Source organism: Cupriavidus neocaledonicus, from assembly GCF_000372525.1.
In the GTDB taxonomy this organism is placed as follows: domain Bacteria; phylum Pseudomonadota; class Gammaproteobacteria; order Burkholderiales; family Burkholderiaceae; genus Cupriavidus; species Cupriavidus neocaledonicus.
Window position 1 is genome coordinate 405,474 of the sequence record NZ_AQUR01000107.1, and the last position, 19,338, is coordinate 424,811.

At 69.4% G+C, this 19,338-nt stretch carries 17 protein-coding genes; 3 read left to right on the top strand and 14 right to left on the bottom strand.

Annotated features, from left to right (window positions below; all coding sequences use genetic code 11):
• Positions 1 to 57: 57 nt before the first annotated feature.
• Entirely contained in the window at positions 58 to 903 is an 846-nt protein-coding gene (locus A3AG_RS0130080; protein WP_018008980.1) for an IclR family transcriptional regulator, read from the top strand.
• Here A3AG_RS0130080 and A3AG_RS0130085 read toward each other — a convergent pair.
• From A3AG_RS0130085 to A3AG_RS0130115, 7 genes are all read right to left on the bottom strand, one after another.
• Complete coding sequence (locus A3AG_RS0130085; protein WP_018008981.1) at positions 890 to 1,906, bottom strand: tripartite tricarboxylate transporter substrate binding protein; 1,017 nt, start codon at positions 1,904 to 1,906, stop codon at positions 890 to 892. The genes A3AG_RS0130080 and A3AG_RS0130085 overlap by 14 nt on opposite strands.
• A 35-nt stretch (positions 1,907 to 1,941) precedes the next feature.
• A complete protein-coding gene (locus A3AG_RS0130090) occupies positions 1,942 to 2,817 on the bottom strand; it encodes an IclR family transcriptional regulator (protein WP_035849910.1) in 876 nt (291 codons plus the stop codon).
• A 111-nt stretch (positions 2,818 to 2,928) separates the two neighbouring features.
• Positions 2,929 to 3,669, bottom strand: coding sequence for an SRPBCC family protein (locus tag A3AG_RS0130095; RefSeq protein ID WP_018008983.1), 741 nt, complete (start codon positions 3,667 to 3,669; stop codon positions 2,929 to 2,931).
• Entirely contained in the window at positions 3,659 to 4,135 is a 477-nt protein-coding gene (locus tag A3AG_RS0130100; RefSeq protein WP_018008984.1) for a (2Fe-2S)-binding protein, read from the bottom strand. Before A3AG_RS0130100 ends, A3AG_RS0130095 begins: the two co-directional genes overlap by 11 nt.
• 11 nt (positions 4,136 to 4,146) lie before the next feature.
• Complete coding sequence (locus A3AG_RS0130105) at positions 4,147 to 5,013, bottom strand: FAD binding domain-containing protein (protein WP_018008985.1); 867 nt, start codon at positions 5,011 to 5,013, stop codon at positions 4,147 to 4,149.
• On the bottom strand, positions 5,006 to 7,297 hold the full coding sequence (locus A3AG_RS0130110; protein WP_018008986.1) for a xanthine dehydrogenase family protein molybdopterin-binding subunit: 2,292 nt from the start codon (positions 7,295 to 7,297) through the stop codon (positions 5,006 to 5,008). The genes A3AG_RS0130105 and A3AG_RS0130110 overlap by 8 nt, the downstream gene beginning before the upstream one ends.
• A gap of 73 nt (positions 7,298 to 7,370) precedes the next feature.
• Entirely contained in the window at positions 7,371 to 8,378 is a 1,008-nt protein-coding gene (locus A3AG_RS0130115) for a Bug family tripartite tricarboxylate transporter substrate binding protein (protein ID WP_018008987.1), read from the bottom strand.
• 322 nt (positions 8,379 to 8,700) lie between these two features.
• On the opposite strand from A3AG_RS0130115, the gene A3AG_RS0130120 reads away from it, so the two are divergent.
• Both A3AG_RS0130120 and A3AG_RS0130125 read left to right on the top strand, forming a co-directional pair.
• A complete protein-coding gene (locus tag A3AG_RS0130120; RefSeq protein ID WP_018008988.1) occupies positions 8,701 to 9,228 on the top strand; it encodes a MarR family winged helix-turn-helix transcriptional regulator in 528 nt (175 codons plus the stop codon).
• A gap of 218 nt (positions 9,229 to 9,446) precedes the next feature.
• Positions 9,447 to 10,688 (top strand): ABC transporter substrate-binding protein, encoded by a 1,242-nt coding sequence (locus A3AG_RS0130125; protein ID WP_018008989.1) that lies wholly within the window; start codon positions 9,447 to 9,449, stop codon positions 10,686 to 10,688.
• Positions 10,689 to 10,759: 71 nt separating this feature from the next.
• Here the strand turns inward: A3AG_RS0130125 and A3AG_RS0130130 are convergent, their stop codons facing one another.
• The 7 genes from A3AG_RS0130130 to A3AG_RS0130160 all read right to left on the bottom strand — a co-directional run bounded on the left by A3AG_RS0130130 (position 10,760) and on the right by A3AG_RS0130160 (position 19,338).
• The gene (locus tag A3AG_RS0130130) at positions 10,760 to 12,178 is read right to left on the bottom strand and encodes an MFS transporter (RefSeq protein WP_026164576.1); all 1,419 of its coding nucleotides are present in this window, start codon (positions 12,176 to 12,178) and stop codon (positions 10,760 to 10,762) included.
• A 237-nt stretch (positions 12,179 to 12,415) separates the two neighbouring features.
• On the bottom strand, positions 12,416 to 13,372 hold the full coding sequence (locus tag A3AG_RS0130135; protein ID WP_018008990.1) for a PDR/VanB family oxidoreductase: 957 nt from the start codon (positions 13,370 to 13,372) through the stop codon (positions 12,416 to 12,418).
• Between the two features lie 27 nt (positions 13,373 to 13,399).
• Complete coding sequence (locus tag A3AG_RS0130140; RefSeq protein WP_018008991.1) at positions 13,400 to 14,374, bottom strand: VOC family protein; 975 nt, start codon at positions 14,372 to 14,374, stop codon at positions 13,400 to 13,402.
• A gap of 23 nt (positions 14,375 to 14,397) precedes the next feature.
• A complete protein-coding gene (locus A3AG_RS0130145; protein WP_018008992.1) occupies positions 14,398 to 15,876 on the bottom strand; it encodes an aldehyde dehydrogenase in 1,479 nt (492 codons plus the stop codon).
• 140 nt (positions 15,877 to 16,016) lie between these two features.
• A complete protein-coding gene (locus A3AG_RS0130150) occupies positions 16,017 to 16,817 on the bottom strand; it encodes an aspartate dehydrogenase (RefSeq protein ID WP_018008993.1) in 801 nt (266 codons plus the stop codon).
• Between the two features lie 12 nt (positions 16,818 to 16,829).
• Positions 16,830 to 18,542, bottom strand: coding sequence for a thiamine pyrophosphate-binding protein (locus A3AG_RS0130155; RefSeq protein WP_018008994.1), 1,713 nt, complete (start codon positions 18,540 to 18,542; stop codon positions 16,830 to 16,832).
• On the bottom strand, positions 18,535 to 19,338 hold the full coding sequence (locus A3AG_RS0130160) for an SDR family oxidoreductase (RefSeq protein WP_018008995.1): 804 nt from the start codon (positions 19,336 to 19,338) through the stop codon (positions 18,535 to 18,537). Before A3AG_RS0130160 ends, A3AG_RS0130155 begins: the two co-directional genes overlap by 8 nt.

Genomic DNA, 19,338 nt, shown 5'->3' on the forward strand with positions numbered 1-19,338 from the left:
GTTCTGCGTCAGCACGGCCGCCTGCGCGGCCGTTTTCCATGGATAGCCCACGCCAACATGCCCAAGTCCCGCCTGCCGACCGAACCTGACCTCGACGACGGCGCCGCACCGGATGATGCCCGCGAGGCGCAGCTGGTGTCCCCGGTCATCCGCGGCCTGCGCCTGCTGCGCTTTATCGCCGAAGGCGGCGCCACCGCCAACCTGAGCGAGGTCGGCCGCCGCATCGACGTGAACCGGGTCACGGTAATGCGCCTGCTCGATACGCTCGAGCATGAAGGCATGGTCGAGCGGCTGCCCCAGGGCGGCCACCAGGTCGGATTCAATTTCCTGAAGCTGGCGTCGCGCGTGCTGGCCTCCAACGACCTGACCAGCTTTGCCGGGCGCGTACTGGCGCGGCTCAGTGCGTCGCTGCAGCTGTCGGCGTACCTGGCGGTGCGCGATGGCGGCGATGCGCTCTACCTGCTGCGGCAGATGCCGGCGGCCGCGCTGGTCAGCAATATCCAGGTGGGCAGCCGCGTTGCCGCGCACCTGACCACGCCGGGCCGGATGCTGATTGCCGAACTGCCGCCCGAGACGCTGCGCGAATTGCTGGGGCCCGATCCGCTGCCGGCGGTGACCGGCCAGAGCCCGGCCACCCACGCGCGCCTGGCCGAGATCCTGGCCGCCGACCGCGAGCGCGGCTGCGCCTGGAGCTTCTCTGCCTACGAACCCGGCATCGATGCCTGCGCGGCACCGGTGCGCGGTGCCGATGGCGCGGTAATCGCCGCCATCAGCGTGGCCGGGCCGCAGCAGCGCTTCGAAGCCGACGGCACGCTGCGCGAGCGCGTGCAGAAGGAAGTCCGGCAGGCGGCGCGCGACCTGTCCGGGCTGATGGGCTACCGGGGCGACGCTACTCCGCGGTAATGCCGTATTGCCGGATCACCTTTGCCCACGTCGCGGTGTCCTCGCGGATGCGCTGAGCGAGCGCCTGCGGCGTGCTGCCCACCGGCTCCATGCCCTGGCGCTGCAGCTCGGCCCGCACCGCGGGCGTGGCCAGCAGCGCGCGCACGTCGGCGCCGAGCGCATCGGCCGCGGGCTGCGGCGTGGCTTTCGGCACCAGTAGCGCGTACCACGAACTGACGTCGATGCCGGACACGCCCTGTTCGGCCAGCGACGGTACGTCGGGCGCGGCCGGTGAACGTTTCGGCTGCGTCACCGCCAGCGCGCGCAGCGCGCCGGACCGGATGAACGGCGCCAGCGTCGGCCAGGTGCCGAACAGCAGCGGCACCTGCCCGGCCACCACATCATTGAGCGCCTGCGTGGTGCCTTTGTACGGCACGTGCAGCAGCGCAACGCCGGCCTGGTGGCGGAACAGTTCGCCGGCCAGGTGCAGGCCGCTGCCGACGCCCGGGCTGGCATAGCCCAGCGGCTTGCCGGACTGGTCGGCCTGCCGTGCCAGCCGGATCAGGTCCTGCACCGAACTGGCCTGCACCGACGGGTGCACCGCCAGCACGTTGGGCGAGCCCGCCAGCAGCGACACCGGCCGGAAATCGCGCTCGACGTTGTAGGCCAGCGCGGGCATCAGCGTCGGGTTGATGGTCAGGTTGCCGGCCGGCGCCACCAGCAGGGTGCAGCCATCGCCCGGCGCGCGCCGCACCGCGTCGATGCCGATATTGCCGTTGGCACCGGGCTTGTTGTCGACCACGAAGGGCGTGCCGCGCCGCTGCTGCAGCCCGTGGGCCAGCGTGCGCGCGAGCTGGTCCGCGGGCCCGCCCGCCGGAAACGGCACCACGATGCGCACACTGGCGCAGGCCGCCGCTTGCACCGCCTGCCAGGGCAGGCATGCCGCCAGCGCCGCGGCCACCGCCGTGCCCGTCAGCCATTGCCGGCGCCGTGGCGCCGCCTTTCGTTGCTTGCATTGCTGCATCTTGCTTTCTCCTGGTGGCGGGCGGCACCGTGCCGTCAGGCAAACGGCCTGGGCACCTCCGGCCGGTAGTCGAGCAGCCGCGACAGCTCCGCCGCGGCGCGCCGCACCTGCTCCACCATGTTGTCGAGCTGGTCCGGGTCGATGCGCGCGGCCGGGATGGTGGCGCCGAGCGCCGCCGTGACCTTGCCGCTGCGGTCGCGCACCGGCGCCGCGATGGTGGAGATGCTGGCCTCGAAGAATCCTTCGTGCAGCACGTAGCCGCGCTGGCGGTCGCGCTGGACCATCTCGTACAGCTCTTCGACCGTGCGCGGCGTGCTTTCGGAATAGACTTCCAGCCGCTCCTCCGGATAGAGCGCGCGCAGCTCGGCCAGCGACAGGTCTTCCAGCAGCACGCGTCCCAGCACCGTGGCGTGCGCCGGCAGCCGGGTGCCGACATTGACGGTGCTGGCAAACGGGCGCGACGCCACCGACTTGGCCACGTAGACGATGGAGCGGCCGTCGCGCACCACCAGGTTGCACGGATAGTGGATCTCGTCGCGCAGCCGGTCGAGCAGCGGGCGGCCGAGCTCGGTCAGCTCCAGCGAGGCCAGGTAATCGAAGCCGAGGCGCAGCACCGCCATGCCCAGCCGGAACTCGCGCCCGCCGTCGGTGCGCTCGACGAAGCCCATCATTTCCAGCGTCGCCAGCAGGCGGAACACGGTCGAGCGCGGCACCTTGAGGCGGCGCGCCAGCTCGGCGGCCGACAGGGTGCGCTCGCGGCTGCTGAATTCGCCCAGCAGGCGCAGGCCGCGCTCGAGCCCGGGCACGATGTACTTGTCCTGCGCGCTTTCCGGAGTACCCTCAGGCGCCCCCTCAGGCGCACCCTCCGGGCCGCTTTCCTGCGTGTCGTCCTGCGGCGAATCGGTCGTCATGATCTGTCTCTGCAATATTCGGTCTTGGCGCAACGCTCTCATATATCACGCCTGCACCCGATAGGGTACCCGTATTGCGAACAGCGCCCGCCGGCAAGGCCGCCGACGCCGCTACGTGCCGGGGCGCAGGTAGTCGCGCAGCCACGCAGCGCACTGCTCGCCATGCGCCGCGGGCCAGCGCACCACGATGGTCTCGTCGGCACGGCGCAGCTCGATGCAGATGTCGGCAAGCGGCCCGCGCGCGGCGTCGCCGCGCCCAAACAGCCGCGCCAGCAGTCCGGCCGGCGCTGGCGGCGGCACCGACCGCGCCGGCAGCACCGCATGGCCGTTGCTTGCCGGGGGCGGAGCGGCGGCCGGCTGCGGCACCGCGGCCGCTGGCCGCTGCTCGGGCGCAGCCTGCCCGTCCTGCGGCGACAGCCGCGCCAGCAGGTTGGCGCCGAACTCGTCCCACATGCGGTCGGCCTTGGTCTTCATCACGCTCAGGCCAAAGGTGCCGAGCCGTCCCAGCACATCGACCTGCACCTTGATGCGCAGCTGGGTGCCGCCATGGTCCAGCGGCGTCAGGAACAACTCGCTCGACTGCCGCAGCGAGCTGGCCACCGAAGCGTCCTCGCCGGTGCCCTCGGTGCGCAGGTAATGGGGCGCGCGGGTCTCGACGATCTTTGTATGCAGCCGGAAGCGCGCGTTGATGAAGGCGATCTTTACCGCCATGTGCGCGATGTACTCGACCTCGCTGAGCACTTCGATCGATGCCATGCCGGGCACGCACGCGCCCATCACGTTGGGGTCGAGCAGCAGTTCCCACACGCGCGCCGGCGGCGCCGCGGTGACCAGGGTCTTTTCAATTTCCACGCATTGCCTCCGCGGCGGACAGTACCGATTCGACGATGCCGACATAGCCGGTGCAACGGCACAGGTTGCCGTTCAGGCCATGGCGGACTTCTTCTTCGGTCGGATTGAGATTGTTGGCGAGCAGCGCGCACGCGGCCATCAGGAAACCCGGCGTGCAATAGCCGCACTGCAGGCCGCCGTGCTCCATGAAGCTTTGCTGCAGCGGATGCAGCTGGCCGTCGGCGGCCAGGCCCTCCACCGTCATCACATGGCGGCCGCGCGCCTGCACCGCGAGCATCAGGCAGGACTTGACCACCTCGCCGTCGACCAGCACGGAGCAGGCGCCGCAGATGCCGGTCTCGCAGCCGCGCTTGGTGCCGGTCAGGTTCAGGTCGTCGCGCAGCAGGTCGGCAAGCAGGCGCCGCGCCGGCACCTGCACCTGGTGTTCTTCACCGTTGACGGTGACTTCGATGCTGATTGGGTTCATGGGTAGGCTCCTTACTCCGATGCCACGCCGAACAATGCGGCAATGGTGCGGCGCGCGACCACGCGCACCATCTCGCGGCGGTAGGCTGCGGACCCGCGCGCGTCCGACACGGCGTTGATGTCCGCGGCGACGATGGCAGCGGCCTGCGCGGCCAGTTCTGTCGTCACCGCCTGGCCCGCCAGCAGCGCCTCGGCACGCCGCAGCCGGCACGGCACCGGCGTGGAGGCGCCCACCGCCAGGCGGGCCTCGATGCAGAACGCGCCATCGCGCCGAACCGCCAGCGCCACGCTGGCCAGGGGGCGGTGCTCGGCGGCCGTGCACAGGAAACGCGCATAGTGGCCGTCGGCGCCGGCACTTGGCGCGGGTACGCGGATCTGCGTGACGATCTCGTCCGGCGCCAGCGCCGTGACGTAGTAGTCGACCAGGAAGTCTTCGATGTCGATCACGCGCTCGCCGCCGCGCCCGCTGACCACGATCTGCGCGCCCAGCGCCATCAGGCAGCCGGGCGGATCGGTGGCCGGGTCGGCATAGCAGAGGTTGCCGCCCAGCGTGCCCTGGTTGCGCACCTGCGGATTGGCGACGCGCGCGGCCATGCTGGCCAGCATCGGATAGTGCGACTGCACCAGCGGCGAGCGCGCGAGCTCGGCATGCAGGGTCAGGGCGCCGATGCGCAGGCCGTCGCGCGCATCGAAGCTGATGCCGCGCAGCGCATCGAGCCGGCCCAGCGAAACCAGGTGGCTGGGCGCCAGCATGCGCTGGCGCATGCCCAGCATCAGCGCGGTGCCGCCGGCGAAGAGCCGGCAGCGCTCGCCCAGGTCGGCCAGCATATGGCTGGCCTCGGCCACCGTGGCCGGCTCCAGGTAAGCAAAATCACGCACGGGCAGCCTCCTCTTCGTTCAGCGCGCGCAGGGCCGCCAGCACCTTCTCCGGCGTGATCGGCAGCGACTGGATGCGCACGCCGACTGCGTCGAACACGGCATTGGCGATCGCCGCCGCGCCCGGCAGGATCGCGGTCTCGCTGGCGCCCTTGGCGCCGTAGGGGCCGTTGGGGTCGTTCGATTCGACCACGTCGGTGCGCAACATCGGCACCGCGTCGGCGGTGGGCATGGTGTAGTCGGCGAAGTTGCCGTTCATCAGGCGGCCGTCCTCGTATTGCAGGTGCTCGTACAGGGTCCAGCCGATTGCCTGCACGGTGGCGCCGTGGGTCTGGCCATGCACGGCGAGCGGGTTGATGGCCTTGCCGCAGTCGTCGGCGACAAAGCTGTCGATCACGGTAACCTGGCCGGTGCAGGTGTCGACCTCCACTTCCACCGCTTGCGCCGCGAACGAATGCGCCGGGGCGACGTTGCCGTAGTAGTCGGCGTCGTGCATCACCGTGGGCGCGTCGTAGCTGGCGCGCACGTGAATGCCCTCGCCGCCGTGGCGGAAGATATGCAGGCGCGCGATCTCGGCCAGCGTGGCGGACTTGTCCGGCTGCTCCGGCACGGCGATGCGGCCGTCGGCAATCACCAGTTGCCGCGCCTGCACGCCGAGCTTTTCCGCCGCCAGCGCCAGCAGCTTCTGCCGCGCCTCGCGCGCCGCGCGCAGCACCGCATTGCCCGAGATGATGGTCACGCGCGACGCCAGCGAGCCCAGGCAGAACGGCGCGGTATCGGTATCCGGCGCCATCACGGTGACGTGCGACAGCGGGATGCCCAACTCCTGCGCGCAGATCTGGCTGAGCATGGTGTTGGCGCCCTGCCCCATGTCGCACTCGCTGGTCTGCAGCATCACGCGCCCGTCCTCGTTGACCTTGAGCAGGATGGTCGAGCCGTCCCAGTTGCCCAGCGTGCGGTTGCCGCTGACGTGCATCGCCGCGGCGATGCCGACGCCGCGCCGGCGCGCGCTGGTGCCACGCGGCGCCGCGCGCTTTTGGTCCCAGCCGATGGCGCGCCGCGTCATGTCCAGGCATTCGGCCATGCCGGTGCTGCTGATCTTCCAGCCATGCACGCTGGTCTCGCCGGCGCCGATGGCATTGCGCTTGTGCACTTCGATCGGGTCGATGCCGAGCATGCCGGCCAGCACCGTCAGGTGGCAGTTCAGCGGAAACTGCATCTGCTGCCCCCCGAAGCCGCGGAAGGCGCCGCGCGGCGGGTTGTTGGTATAGGCCAGCACCGCGTGCGAGCGCACGTTGTGCAAGCGGTGCATGTTGTCGCTGCGCATGGCAGTGACGTGCATCACATCGCCGGCCAGGCCGGAATAGGCGCCGCACTCGGCCGTGATGCGCACGTCCTTGGCCAGGATCACGCCGTCGGCGTCAACGCCCAGGCGCAGCCAGACCTGCATCGGCACGCTGGCGCGCGCGCCCTGGAAGTCTTCCAGCCGGTTGTTGACCAGCCGCACCGGGCGCTCCAGCCGGCTGGCCAGGAAGGCGCAGATCAGGCTGTTGTTCTCTTCGACGATCTTGGCGCCGAAGCCGCCGCCGGTGGTGGCCTGCACCACGCGGATGGTCGAGACCGGCCGGTCCAGCGCCTCGGCCAGCCGCGCGCGCGCCAGGAACACCGACTGCGTCGACGCCCACACCGTAAGCCGTCCGTTGCCGTCCTGCGCCGCGACCGAGGCCATCGGCTCGAGGTAGCCGGGATACTGCGAATGCATCTCGTAGGTGGCTTCATACACCGCAGCGCACGCCGCGAACGCGGCCTCGACGTTGCCGCGCTCGATGCGCATTTCATGGCCGATATTGCGCGTGCCGGCGTGGATCTCCGGCGCGCCCTCGGCCAGCGCCGCGGCCGGCGTCAGCAGCGCGGGCAGCGGCTCGTACTCGACCCGGATCAGGTCCAGCGCATCGCGCGCGATCTCCTCGCTGAGCGCCACCACCGCGGCCACTTCCTCGCCAACGTGTCGCACCACGCCGCAGGCCAGGATGCGCTGCTCCTTGCGGTGCGGGCCCCAGTGGCGGGCGGGCACGTCGTACCCCGTTGCCACCAGCTTCACGCCGGGCAGCGCCCTGGCGGCGGCGGTGTCGATGCGCACGATGCGCGCGTGCGGGTGGGGGCTGCGCAGCACCTTGGCGTGGAGCATGCCAGGCAGCTTGATGTCGCCGGCATACTGGGCGCGGCCCATGACCTTTTCCCGCGCGGTCACCTGCGGCGTGGAGGTTCCCACGATGGCCCTGCTCATGCCGGCCTCCTGTCTGTCGTTGTTGTTTCCGTTGCCGATGGCGTGGTGCTGGAAGGCGATGCGCTGGCGCGGCTCATTCCGCGGTGATCGCCAGTTCGCGGATGACCTTGCCCAGGCGCTCGTAGTCGGCCGCGTTGACCTTTTCCAGCGCGGCCGGCGCGCCGCCGACGGGGGTGGCGCCGAAGGTAGCCATCTTGTCGGCCACCTCGGGCAGGCGCAGCACCTCGTTGAGCTGCTGGTTCAGCGTTCTGATCACCTCGGGCGGCGTGCCCTTGGGCGCCATCACGCCATGCCAGGCACCGACCACCACGTCCTTGTAGCCCAGCTCGGCCAGCGTCGGCACGTTGGGCAGCACCGGCGAGCGGCGGGCATCGGTGATCGCCAGCGGGATCAGCCGGCCCGTGTTGATGTATTGCGCGACCGGACCCAGCGTGACGTAGGCAAACGGCACGTGCCCCGCCACCACATCGTTGACCGCGGGCGCCACGCCCTTGTAGGGCACGTGCTGGATCTTCACGCCGGCGGCGCGGTTCAGCATCTCGCCGGCGATATGCATGGGCGAGCCGGCGCCCGGGCTGCCATAGGTCAGCGTCTTGCCGGCCCTGGCCGCGGCCACCATCTCGCCCACGCTCTTCACCCCCGCCTGCGGGTTGGCCACCAGCAGCACCGCCTGCACCGCGGTCTGGATCACCGGCGTGAAGCCGTGCAGCGGGTCATAGCTGGCCGAAGGCGCCAGCTTCAGCACCATCGGCGCCAGCGTGAACGGGTTCGGCGTGTACAGCAGCGTGTAGCCATCCGCCGGCGCGCGGCTGACGAATGCGGCCCCGACCACGCCGCCGGCGCCGGGACGGTTTTCGACGATGACCGGCTGCTTCAGGCGGGCCGACAGCTTGTCGGCGTAGAGCCGGGCCATGGCGTCGCTATCGCCGCCTGGCGGGTAGGCCACCACCATGGTCACGGTCTTGGCCGGATACGTGGCGGCGGCCTGCGCGCAGGCGGCGCTCAGCGCGAGCACGGCCATGGCGGCGGTGGCAAGGCCGGTAGCAGCGGCAGCAGCGCGTCGGGAACGTTGTTGTCTCATCTACAGCTCCTGTGGGGGCGGATTCGCGACGCGGGAGTCAGCGGTTGTGCACATCGCGAAAGCAGGGGTGGCGTGGGTACAACTTTCTTCTTTTGTTTTATTGATGAAACGCAAGTTCAAACAAGGAACACATCCATCCTAGGATGCGAATGTTGACAACTCAACTTACGTTAACCACTAATTGACTGTTGGCATTTTTTTCATGCTTATTTGCGCTTATCGGGATCGAGACATGGTGGCGGCAATGGCAAGCGCCTGTGAGACAATCTGCCCCGCCCACCGGCCACGCATCCTGGCCGGCAGACCAGACCAAGAGGAACGCATGTCCCGTGATGCCGCGCCCGCCCATGGCAAGCCCGCGCCCGTCCCTGCCCCCGCCGCCGACGCCAGCCCGTGGACCGACCTCGACGAGGCCGGCAGCGGCCTGACCGTCGACAACTTCCTGACCACGATGCTGAGCCAGCTGGTGACCGCGCTGCGCAGCACGGTCACCAAGCCCTATGCGGAGCAGTTCGGCCTGACCGTGCCGGAATGGCGCATCCTGGCGCTGCTGGCCCATGCGCGCGTGTTGCCATTTGCCGAACTGGTGACCCAGTCCACCTCGGACAAGGCGCTGGTCAGCCGCACCCTGCGGCTGCTGGAAGACCGCGGGCTGGTGCAACTGACCTCCGCCGGCAATACCCCGCGCAAGAAGCTGCTGTGCGCCATCACCGAAGCCGGCATCGCGCTGCACGACCAGGTGATGCCGCTGGCGCGGCGCGGCCAGGCCGAGGTGATCCGGCAGCTGTCGCCGCAGGAGCGCGAGGCGGTGTACCAGGGACTGCGCAAGCTGTTGCGCGCGCAGGCATAAGCAGCAAGGGCCGCGGCGAGCGCGGCCTGTTTCCCTCCCGCAAGACTTCTCCACGCCCGGGCATGACGGCAGCGGCCGGATCGCCTATAACGACTGCTACCGGTTTCCTGCAAGGAAGACCGGACCCGGGCGACCAACGGCGCGACCAGACCTGGCGGTGACGCCGATCGCCACGGCCTGACCGGAATGAGAAATCACTACACAGGGAAGGAGACACCATGACGCTTCGCCATTCGATCCGGCGCCGGGCCGCCGGCGTGCTCGCGCTTGCCACGGCGCTGGCCTGCGGCACCGCCCAAGCCCAGCCCAGGGCTGCGATTTCCGACGACGTGGTCAAGCTCGGCATGCTGCTCGACATGAGCGGCCTGTACGCCGACGTCACCGGCCGCGGCAGCGCCACCGCGGCGCAGATGGCCATCGACGATTTCGGCGGCAAGGTGCTCGGCAAGAAGATCGAACTGGTGGTGGTCGATCACCAGAACAAGGCCGATATCGCCGCCAACAAGGCGCGCGAGTGGTACGACACCGGCAACGTCGACGCCATCCTCGACGTGGCCGCCTCGGCGCCCGCGCTGGCGGTGCTGGAAGTGGCGAAGCAGAAGAACCGCATCGTGGTGTTCTCGGGGCCCGGCACCGAGCGCATTACCAACGACCTGTGCACGCCGGTATCGGTGCACTACGCCTACGACACCTACGCGCTCGCCAACACCACCGCGCGCGCGACGGTGCAGCGCGGCGGCAAGAGCTGGTTCTTCCTGACCGCCGACTACGCCTTCGGGCACACGCTGCAGGACTCCGCCACCGCGGTCATCCACGAGACCGGCGGCAAGGTGGTGGGCGCCGCGCGCCACCCGATCGGCGCCAGCGACTTCGCCTCGTACCTGCTGCAGGCGCAGGCCAGCAAGGCGCAGATCGTCGGTCTGGCCAACGCGGGCGGCGACGCTATCAACGCGATCAAGGCGGCATCGGAATTCGGCCTCACGCGCAACCACGCCCAGCGCATGGCGGGGCTGCTGCTGTACGTCAACGACATCCACGCCCTCGGGCTGAAGACCACGGCCGGCCTGCTGCTGACCGAAGGCTTCTACTGGGACATGAACGACGGCACCCGCGCCTGGTCGCGCCGCTATTTCGAGAAGCTGAAGAAGATGCCCAACATGAGCCAGGCCGGCGCCTATTCGTCGGTGATGCACTACCTGAAGGCGGTGCAGGCGGCGGGCACCGACGAGACCGCCGCGGTGATGAAGCAGATGAAGTCGATGCCGATCAACGACTTCTTCGCGAAAAACGGCCGCATCCGCGAGGACGGCCGCATGATCCACGACATGTACCTGTTCGAGGTGAAGACGCCGGCCGAATCGAAATACCCGTGGGACTACTACAAGGTGGTGGCGACGGTGCCCGGCGAGCAGGCCTTCATGCCGGCAGCGAAGTCGAAATGCCCGCTGCTGCGGCACTGACAGCGTTGATCGGGGTGCCAGAAACCTGGCTGCCCATGCGCTCCTGACGGAAGCAGCATGGGCACGTGCCCTCAGACCTCCAGTTCCTCCAGCACCCGCCCCTTGGTCTCGATGCCGAGGCAATGCACGGTGATGGCCGCCAGCGCCGGCACCACCGACAGCGCGAAGAAGGCGAAGCTCAGGTCGCCGCTGCCGATGGTGCTGGCAATCAGGCCCGGCGCGAAGATCGCCGCGAGCTTCAGCCAGGCTCCGCCGAGGCCGCAGCCCATCGCCCGCACGCTGGTCGGGTACAGCTCCGGCGTATAGACGTAGGCGGTGATGAAGCCGCTGGCAAGGAAGCCCATCGCCAGGGCGCAGAAGGTGGCAACCACGTACACGCTGGAGGCGTGGAACACGCCGGCCAGCACCAGCGACAGCGCGCACAGCAGGAACGACACGTTGATCACCGGCTTGCGCCCGACCTTGTCGACGATCATGGCGCAGACCAGCGAGCCCACCACGCCCAGCACCGACGCCGCCGCGGCCAGGTTCAGCGCCAGCTGCAGCGGCGCATGGTAGACGGTCTTGTAGACCGTGGGCAGCCAGGTCGACAGGCCGTATTGGATAAAGCCGCAGGTGGCCCACAGCATCCACACCGCCAGCGTGCGGCCGAGATAGGCCTTGCTGACCAGGTCGCGCACGCGCCGGCGCGGGTGGTGGACCATGTGTTCGTAGGCGCCGGCGTTCTGCGGCGTCGGCAGCTGCCCCCTGGCGCGCGCCTCGAACGCGCGCAGCGCGGCGTCGGCATCTTCCAGGCGGCCTTGCTCGGCCAGCCAGCGCGGCGATTCGGGAATCACGCGCTTCAGGATGAAGAACAGCACCAGCGGCACGCCGCCAATGAAGTACATCACCTCCCAGCCGTAGTGAGGCACCAGCCAGGCGCCGACGCCGTTCGATACCATCAGGCCGATCGGGAACACCACCTCGTACAGCAGCACGAAGCGCCCGCGGCCATGCGCGCGCGTGACTTCGTTGATATAGGTGGCGGCGACCGGCAGCTCGCCGCCGAGACCCAGGCCTTGCACGATGCGCAGCAGCAGGAAAATCTGGAACGACGGCGCGAAGCCGCAAGCAATGCTCATCAGGCCGATGATGCCCGCGCTCCAGCCGATCGAGCGCAGCCGGCCGAAGCGCTCGGCCAGCCCCGGGAACAGCAGCGCCCCAACCAGCTGGCCGACCGAAGGCGCCGCGATCAGGACCCCGACCTGCCCGGGCGTGAGCGACCACTGCGCGATCAGCAGCGGCAGCGTGGCGGCGATGGCGATCACGTCGAAGCCATCGAAGAAGGTGGCCAGGCCGATCAGCAGCCGGGCGCGCACATGCATGGCGTTGCCGGGCATGCGCTCGATGCGGGCGACGATATTGCCGCGCGTGAGCGGGCCGCTCCGGGCGCTGGCTGCGCTCTGGCCGGCCCTGTCGGCCGTGGTCACGATACCTGCGGTGGCGGCCACCGGTGCGCCGGGGGACGCTGCGTCTTGTCTCTGGGTTAGCACGGGAACTTCTCGGTAAATTCTGGGGCGGCCCGCTTGGGGAAGGTTTGCTCCCCTCTCCCGCCTGCGGGAGAGGGGCCGGGGGTGAGGGCCAGCGGCGCTAATGGCGGGGTGCCTTGCCAAACCGCCCCTCACCCTGCCCTCTCCCCATGCGGGGAGAGGGGAACACCGTCGGTGTTCTGGCGATGTGCGGGGGGCTTACAAATCCAGCACCAGCTTGCTGCCCTTGCACCCGGACACGCACACCATCATGGTCTTGTTGCTGGCGCGCTCGCTGTTGCTCAGCACGCTGTCGCGGTGGTCCGGGCAGCCTTCCAGCACGGCGGTCTCGCACGAGCCGCACACGCCTTCGCGGCAGCTGTATTCGACCTCGACGCCGGCATCCAGCAGCGCGTCCAGCAGCGACTTGCCCGACGGCACCTTGACCAGCGAGCCGGTGCGCGACAGCTGCACCACGTACTCGCCTTCCTGCACCGCTTCAGTCGACGGGTCGGCGGCGAAGCGCTCGATATGGACGTTGGGGTAGGCATGCGCCTCGCACGCGGCTTCGAACGCATTCAGCATCGGGCCGGGGCCGCAGCAGTAAAAGTGCGTCCGCGCCTCCTGTCCGGCCAGCATGGCTTTCAGGTCCGGCGGCGCGCCGGCTTCGTCGTCGAAGTGGAAGCGCACCGCGTCGCCGTACGCGGACAGCTGCTCGACAAAGGCAGCCTCGGCGCGCGAGCGAGCGCAGTAGATCAGCGTGAACGACCGGCCCAGTTCGGCCAGCCGGCGCGCCATGCAGACGATCGGCGTGACGCCGATGCCGCCGGCGACCAGCACGGTGTGCGCGGCGCTCTCGTCGAGCTCGAAGTTGTTGCGCGGCGCGCCCACGGTCAGCGTGGCGCCGACGCGCAGCTGCTCGTGCACGTAGCGCGAACCGCCGCGGCTGCCGCGATCCAGCAGCACGCCCACGGTGTAGCGGTTGCGCGTTTCGGGCGCGCCGCACAGCGAGTAGCTGCGCACCAGGCCGTTGCCCAGGTGCAGGTCGATATGGGCGCCCGGGCTGTACTCGGGCAGGGTCTTCCCTTCGGGATCTTGCAGTTCGATGCTGACCACGCCGCGCGCCTCGTAGCGCATGGCCTGGACCCGCAGGGTCAGGGACTGGTGGGCACTCATTGCTGCTTCCTTCTGTTGCGCTGCTGCTTACCGCTTCTCGGTCAGGAACTTGCCTGCCGGGCCGCCCGCGTTCTTCTGGCGGCGGGTGTTGCCGTCGATGCCGCCCTCGATCGCCCATTCGGCGAACATGGTCGGGCCCGGCTCGAAGGCGCGCGGCTCCCAGTGCTCGTCGAGCTGGTCTTCGTCGGCGTAGTACTCGATCAGGCCGCCGGCCGGGTTCTTGAAGTACCAGAAATAGGCCGATGAAATCGGATGCCGGCCCGGGCCGAGCTGCGTGTCCCAGCCCTTGCGCGAAACATGCATGCCACCGCCAAAGACCTCGTGGATGTCGCGCACGGTAAAGGCGACGTGGTTCAGGCCGCTCTTCGGTTCCGGCAGCTGCAGCAGGAACAGGTCGTGGTGCCCGCCGTCCGCGGTGCAGCGCAGGAACGCGCCGCGGTCCGGGTAGCGGTCGGACGGCACGAAGCCGAACTTCTCGACATAGAACCGCTCGGTGGCCTTGACGTCCTTGACGAAGAACACCACGTGGCCGACTTCGATCGGCGTGGCGTGGTCGTAGATCGGGCTGCGCTGGTTCATGCGCGGCTTGTCGTTCCACGTGTTCATCAGCGCGCATTCGACCTGCACGTCATGCTTGCGCGTGACCTGGAAACGCACCGCCAGCCCGTTCGGATCCGTGCAGCCGAGGCGCAGCGTGTCGCCTTCGCCCTGCCTGACGAAGCCCGGCGCATCGGCGATCGCTGCGGCGAGGTGGTCGAGCGATGCCTGCGATTCAACCCCCCACACCACTTCGCGCAGCGTCGGGCCGGCCTCGATCGCCGGCGGCAGCGACGGATCGTCGATACGGCGCACCAGTACGCGGCAACCGTTCAGCGTTTCGAAATCCAGGCCCTGCGCGTCGTCGCGCTTGATGGCCAGGCCCCAGTCGGTGAAGAAACCGCGGCACGCGTCGAAGTCATCCGCGCCGTACACGATCTCGTCGATTCCCAATACCTTGATCATGGCTTTCCTCCAGCGTGCCGGGTTCAGTGGCTGGCCCACGGCAGCGGTTGTTCGTTCAGGCCCCAGTACACGCTCTTCTGCTCCATGTACTGCAGGATGCCCAGCCGTCCCTTCTCGCGGCCCAGGCCGCTGTCGCGCCAGCCGCCGAACGGCGTCGAGATCGAGAACTGCTTGTAGGTGTTGATCCACACGTTGCCCGCCTGCACCGCACGGGCAACGCGCCAGGCGCGCTTGTAGTCGCGCGTCCAGATGCCGGCGGCGAGCGCGTAGACACTGTCGTTGGCCTGCGCGATCAGGTCGTCCTCGTCGTCGAACGGGATCGCCACCAGCACCGGGCCGAAGATTTCTTCCTGGCAGATGCGGGCGTGGTTATCCAGGCCTTCGATGATGGTGGGCGTGTAGAAATAGCCGTTGGGCAGCCCGGCTACCTCGGGGCGCACGCCGCCGGTGCGCAGTTGCCCGCCTTCGTTCACGCCGGCGGCGACATACGACTCGATCGAATCGCGATGGCGGTCGGTGATCAGCGGGCCCATCTGGGTGCGCTCGTCGGCGGGGTCGCCCACGCGCAGCTGCGCGGCGCCGTGCGCCAGCCGGTCGATGAAGGCCTCGTATTGCGAACGCGCCACGAACAGGCGCGAGCCGGCAATGCACGATTCGCCCGACGAGCTGAAGATGCCGTACAGCACGCCGTTGACCGCGTGGTCGAGGTCGGCGTCGTCGAACACCATGGTCGGCGACTTGCCACCCAGCTCCAGCGACACCGGCATCATCTTGTCGGCGGCGATATGCGCGATGTGCTTGCCAGTGGTGGTGCCGCCAGTGAACGACACGCGCCGTACCAGCGGATGCTTGGTGATGGCGTCACCGATCACCGAGCCCTTGCCCGGCAGCACGCTGATCAGCCCCCTGGGCACGCCCGCTTCTTCGCAGATGCGCGCCAGTTCCAGCGCCATCAGCGGCGTGACCTCGGCGGGCTTGACCACCACGGCATTGCCGGCGGCCAGCGCGGGCGCCATCTTCTGCGCCTCGCTGGCGATCGGCGAGTTCCACGGCGTGATCGCCGCGACCACGCCCATCGGCTCGTAGACGCTCATGGTCAGGCAGTCGCCGCGCTGCGGCGTGATGGTTTCTTCCAGCGTTTCGCAGGCGGCGGCAAAGAACTGGAAGGTGCCGGCGGCGCTGGCGACCAACGCGCGCGTTTCGCTGATGGGCTTGCCGTTGTCCAGGCGCTGGCGTTGTGCCAGTGCCTCGCCCTTGGCGCGGATCAGTTCGGCGACGCGGTACAGCACGGCGGCGCGCTCGTGCGGCTTGCGCCGGGCCCAGCCGCTGGTCTCGAACGCGCGCTGCGCGCCCTGCACGGCTTCTTCGACATCGGCGAGGCTGGCGGCATTGAGTTCCGCGACGACTTCGCCGGTGGCGGGATAGCGCGTGGCATAGCGGTCGCCGGTACCCGGGCGCCACTGGCCGGCGATGCAGATGGGGAGTACTTCTTTGGTGATCATGTCGTTGCCTGCTAAGTCTGTCGTTGCCTGCGGTGCCTTGCTGCCGGCCTTACTGCCTTATTTCACTGCGATGCCCTCGCCCATGCTGCGGCGGGACTCCCCTCTCCCGCTTGCGGGAGAGGGGGCAAAGCGTCGGTCCTTTAAATCGATACGGCGTGCGCGCGATTGCCCAGCGCGCGCACCACGCTGAACACCGTCAGCGCCGAGGTCTTCGGATTCGCCGCCAGCGGCTTGCCGCGCATGGTCAGCTCGAACCCGCCAAACGCCCCGCGCGCTTCCACGTGATGCACGTTTTCCACCGCATGCGGATCGGCCAGCAGCTTCACCGCGGTGCGGTCCAGCCCGAGGCCGGCCAGCGACACCGTGGCGGCGACGTTGGCGTTCTTCGGGTACAGGCGCGCCGCGTCGCGCGCGGTGCCTTCGAAGATCACCGTGGTCTCGGTCAGCGCTTGCAGGTCGAATAGTTGCTCGGCCGGCGTGCCGGTCCATGCCCGCGCGGGCTTGCGGCCGGTGTAGACGACTTCGTCCAGCCCGCCGACGCGCGCCGCGGCCAGTGCGTCGATGGCGCCGATCGCGCCGGACAGCAGCTGCACCTGCGTGCCGCCGCGGCGCGCCGCGGCTTCGAGGCGCTCCGCCATGCCGGGCTCGGACAGCGCGCCCACCGACACCACCATGCACGGGATGCCGCGCTCCAGCGCCGGCACGATGTGCTCTTCCAGCGCATGGTGGCCGGCGCACTCGACCAGCAGGTCGGGCCGCTGGTCGTCCAGGTGCGTGGCGACGCGGGCGCGCGGCGCCAGCGCGGAGACCGCGCCGCGGGCCTCGTCCATCGTGTGCTCCGGCACGATCACCACGTCGAACACCACGTCCGGATCGCTCCTGAGCAATTCCAGCACGCCGCGGCCGATCGCGCCGCAGCCAACCATGGACACATGCAGCATCGCGACTCTCCCTCAGGCGGTGACAGTGGTTTGTTCGCGCGCCGGCTCTTCGTCCTTGTTCACCGGGGGGCCGGCGAAGATGGTCTTGAAGGAGCCGATCGACAGCATGTCGATTTCCAGCAGGAACGGGCCGGACTCGGCCGTGGCCGCCGCGAGCGCGGCGCCGACCTCGGCCAGGTTGCTGACGCGCGCGTGGCGCAGCGACAGCGACTTCGCCAGCGTGGCGTAGTCCGGCGTATGCAGGTCCACATAGTGGCGGCGGCCGCCGTATTGCGCGTCCTGGATGTTCTTGATCACGCCGTAGCCCTTGTCGTTCATCAGCACGATCACCATGTCGGCGCGTTCCTGCACCGCGGTGGCCAGCTCGCCAAGGTTCAGGATGAAGCCGCCGTCGCCGGCCAGCGTGTAGGTCTTCTTGCCCGAGGCCGTGGCCGCGGCACCGATCGCAGCTCCGATGCCCATCGCCAGGCCCTGGCCGATGCCGCCGCCCAGCGCATGCACGCCGGCGCGGGAGTCGAAGATGCGCAGCTGGCGGTTGCCCCAGGTGCTGTTCGACACGGTCACGTCGCGCACCCAGTTGAAGTTGCGGCCGACCGCGTCCTGCAGCGCCTGCACCAGCGCCGAGTACGGTCCCAGGCCGTCGACGAGGCTGTTGACCGCGGTATCGTGCGCGCGGCGCAGGTCGGCGGCGAAGGCCGGGTCGATCTGCATGCGCTTTTCGAGTCGATCCGCCAGCGCATCCAGCGCCAGCGCGGCATCGCCGCTGACAAAGTAGTCGCTCATGTAGCAGCGGCCTTCGGCGGCGGGATCGGCGTCAATGCGCAGCAGCGGGCGCGGCAGCTTCAGCTCGTACTTCAGGGTTTCATTGCCGCGCAGGCGCGAGCCCACCACCAGCATCGCATCGCAGGTCTGGTAGAAGGCCTCGACCGGCTTGTGCAGGTTGAACGCGCCCAGCGAGCGCGGGTCGTCCTCCGGCACGATGCCGCGGCCCTGGGTGCTGGTGACCACGCCGAAGCCCAGGTCCAGCAGGCGCTGCACCTGCTTGCTGGCATGGCGCGCGCCGCCGCCCAGCCACAGCAGCGGGCGCCTGGCGCTGACCAGGCGCTCGGCCAGCGCGTCCAGCGCATGCGCCGACGGCACGTGCTGCGGCACCGGCAGCGGCTGCAGGTCGGCCGGCAGGTCGATCAGCGCGGCCTGGATGTCGATGGGGATCTCGACGCTGACCGGGCCGGTCGGCGCCGTCAGCGCGGTCTGCACCGCCAGCTTGATGGTGCTGAGCGCGGTGTCGGCGCTGCGGATGCGGAACGCGGCCTTCGACACCGCCTTCAGCATGGTGAGCTGGTCCGGCGCCTCGTGGATGTAGGCCAGGCTCTGGTCCAGGTACGGCGTCTCGATCTGGCCGGTGATATGCAGCATCGGCGTGCCGGCGGTCAGCGCTTCGACCATGGCGCCGGCGGCGTTGCCTGCGGCGGTGCCGGTGCTGGTCAGGCACACGCCCAGGCCGCCGGTGGTGCGGGCATAGGCGTCGGCCATGTTGGTGCCGCCCGCTTCGCCGCGCGCCGGCACGAAGCGGATCTTGCCGCGCTCGCCCATGGCGTCGAGGATCGGCATGTTGTGGATCGAGATCACGCCGAACGCGGCCTTGACCCCGCACTGCTCCAGAAACGCCGTGATGGCGCAGCCGACGGTGACCTGCTGCGGTTCGTACTGGTGTTGATTAGGCATGACGGGAGTGTCCTCCGGAGATATCGATATGGCTGCCCGTGGTGTACGAAGACAACGGCGAGGCAAGGAACAGGATGGCGCGGGCTGCCTCGACGGGCAGGCCCAGGCGGCCAAGGGGAATATGTTTCTGGCGGGCCAGGCGCGCGGTCCACGCGGCCCAGTCCAGGTGGCGGTCCTCGTCGGGACGCGCGTCGAAGCGGCGGCGCCACTGGCCCGACTCGACCAGCCCGATCAGGATGCCGTTGACGCGGACACCCCTGGGCGCGAACTCGGTGGCCATCGAGCGCACCAGGTTGAGCACGCCGGCGCGCGCGGCGGAGGTTGCCACCATGTGCGGCTCGGGCTGCTGCGCCAGCAGCGAGTTGACGCAGACGATGGCGCCCTGCCCCGACTGCTCCAGCTGCGGCAGGAACGCGCGCGTCGGGTGGATCACCGAGAAGAACTTGAGCTGCAGCTCTTCCATCCAGGCGGCGTCCTCGGTATTGGCGAAGGTAGACACACGGCCCTGGCCGGCGTTGTTGACCAGCATGTCGACGTTGCCGAGCTTGGCCTGCACGTCGGCGGCAAAGGCGGCGACCTGTTCCGGCCTGAGCACGTCGCAGGTGGCGGCGTGAAGCCGGCAGCCGGGGAATTGCTCGCGCAGCCGCGCTTCGGCGCCGCGCAGGCGGGCTTCGTCGCGGCCGCACAGGGCGACGGCGGCGCCCGCCTCGAGCAGTAGTTCGACGGTCGCCAGCCCGATGCCGGAGGACCCGCCGGTAACGACGGCAACCTTGCCGCCGAGATCAATCATGGACAT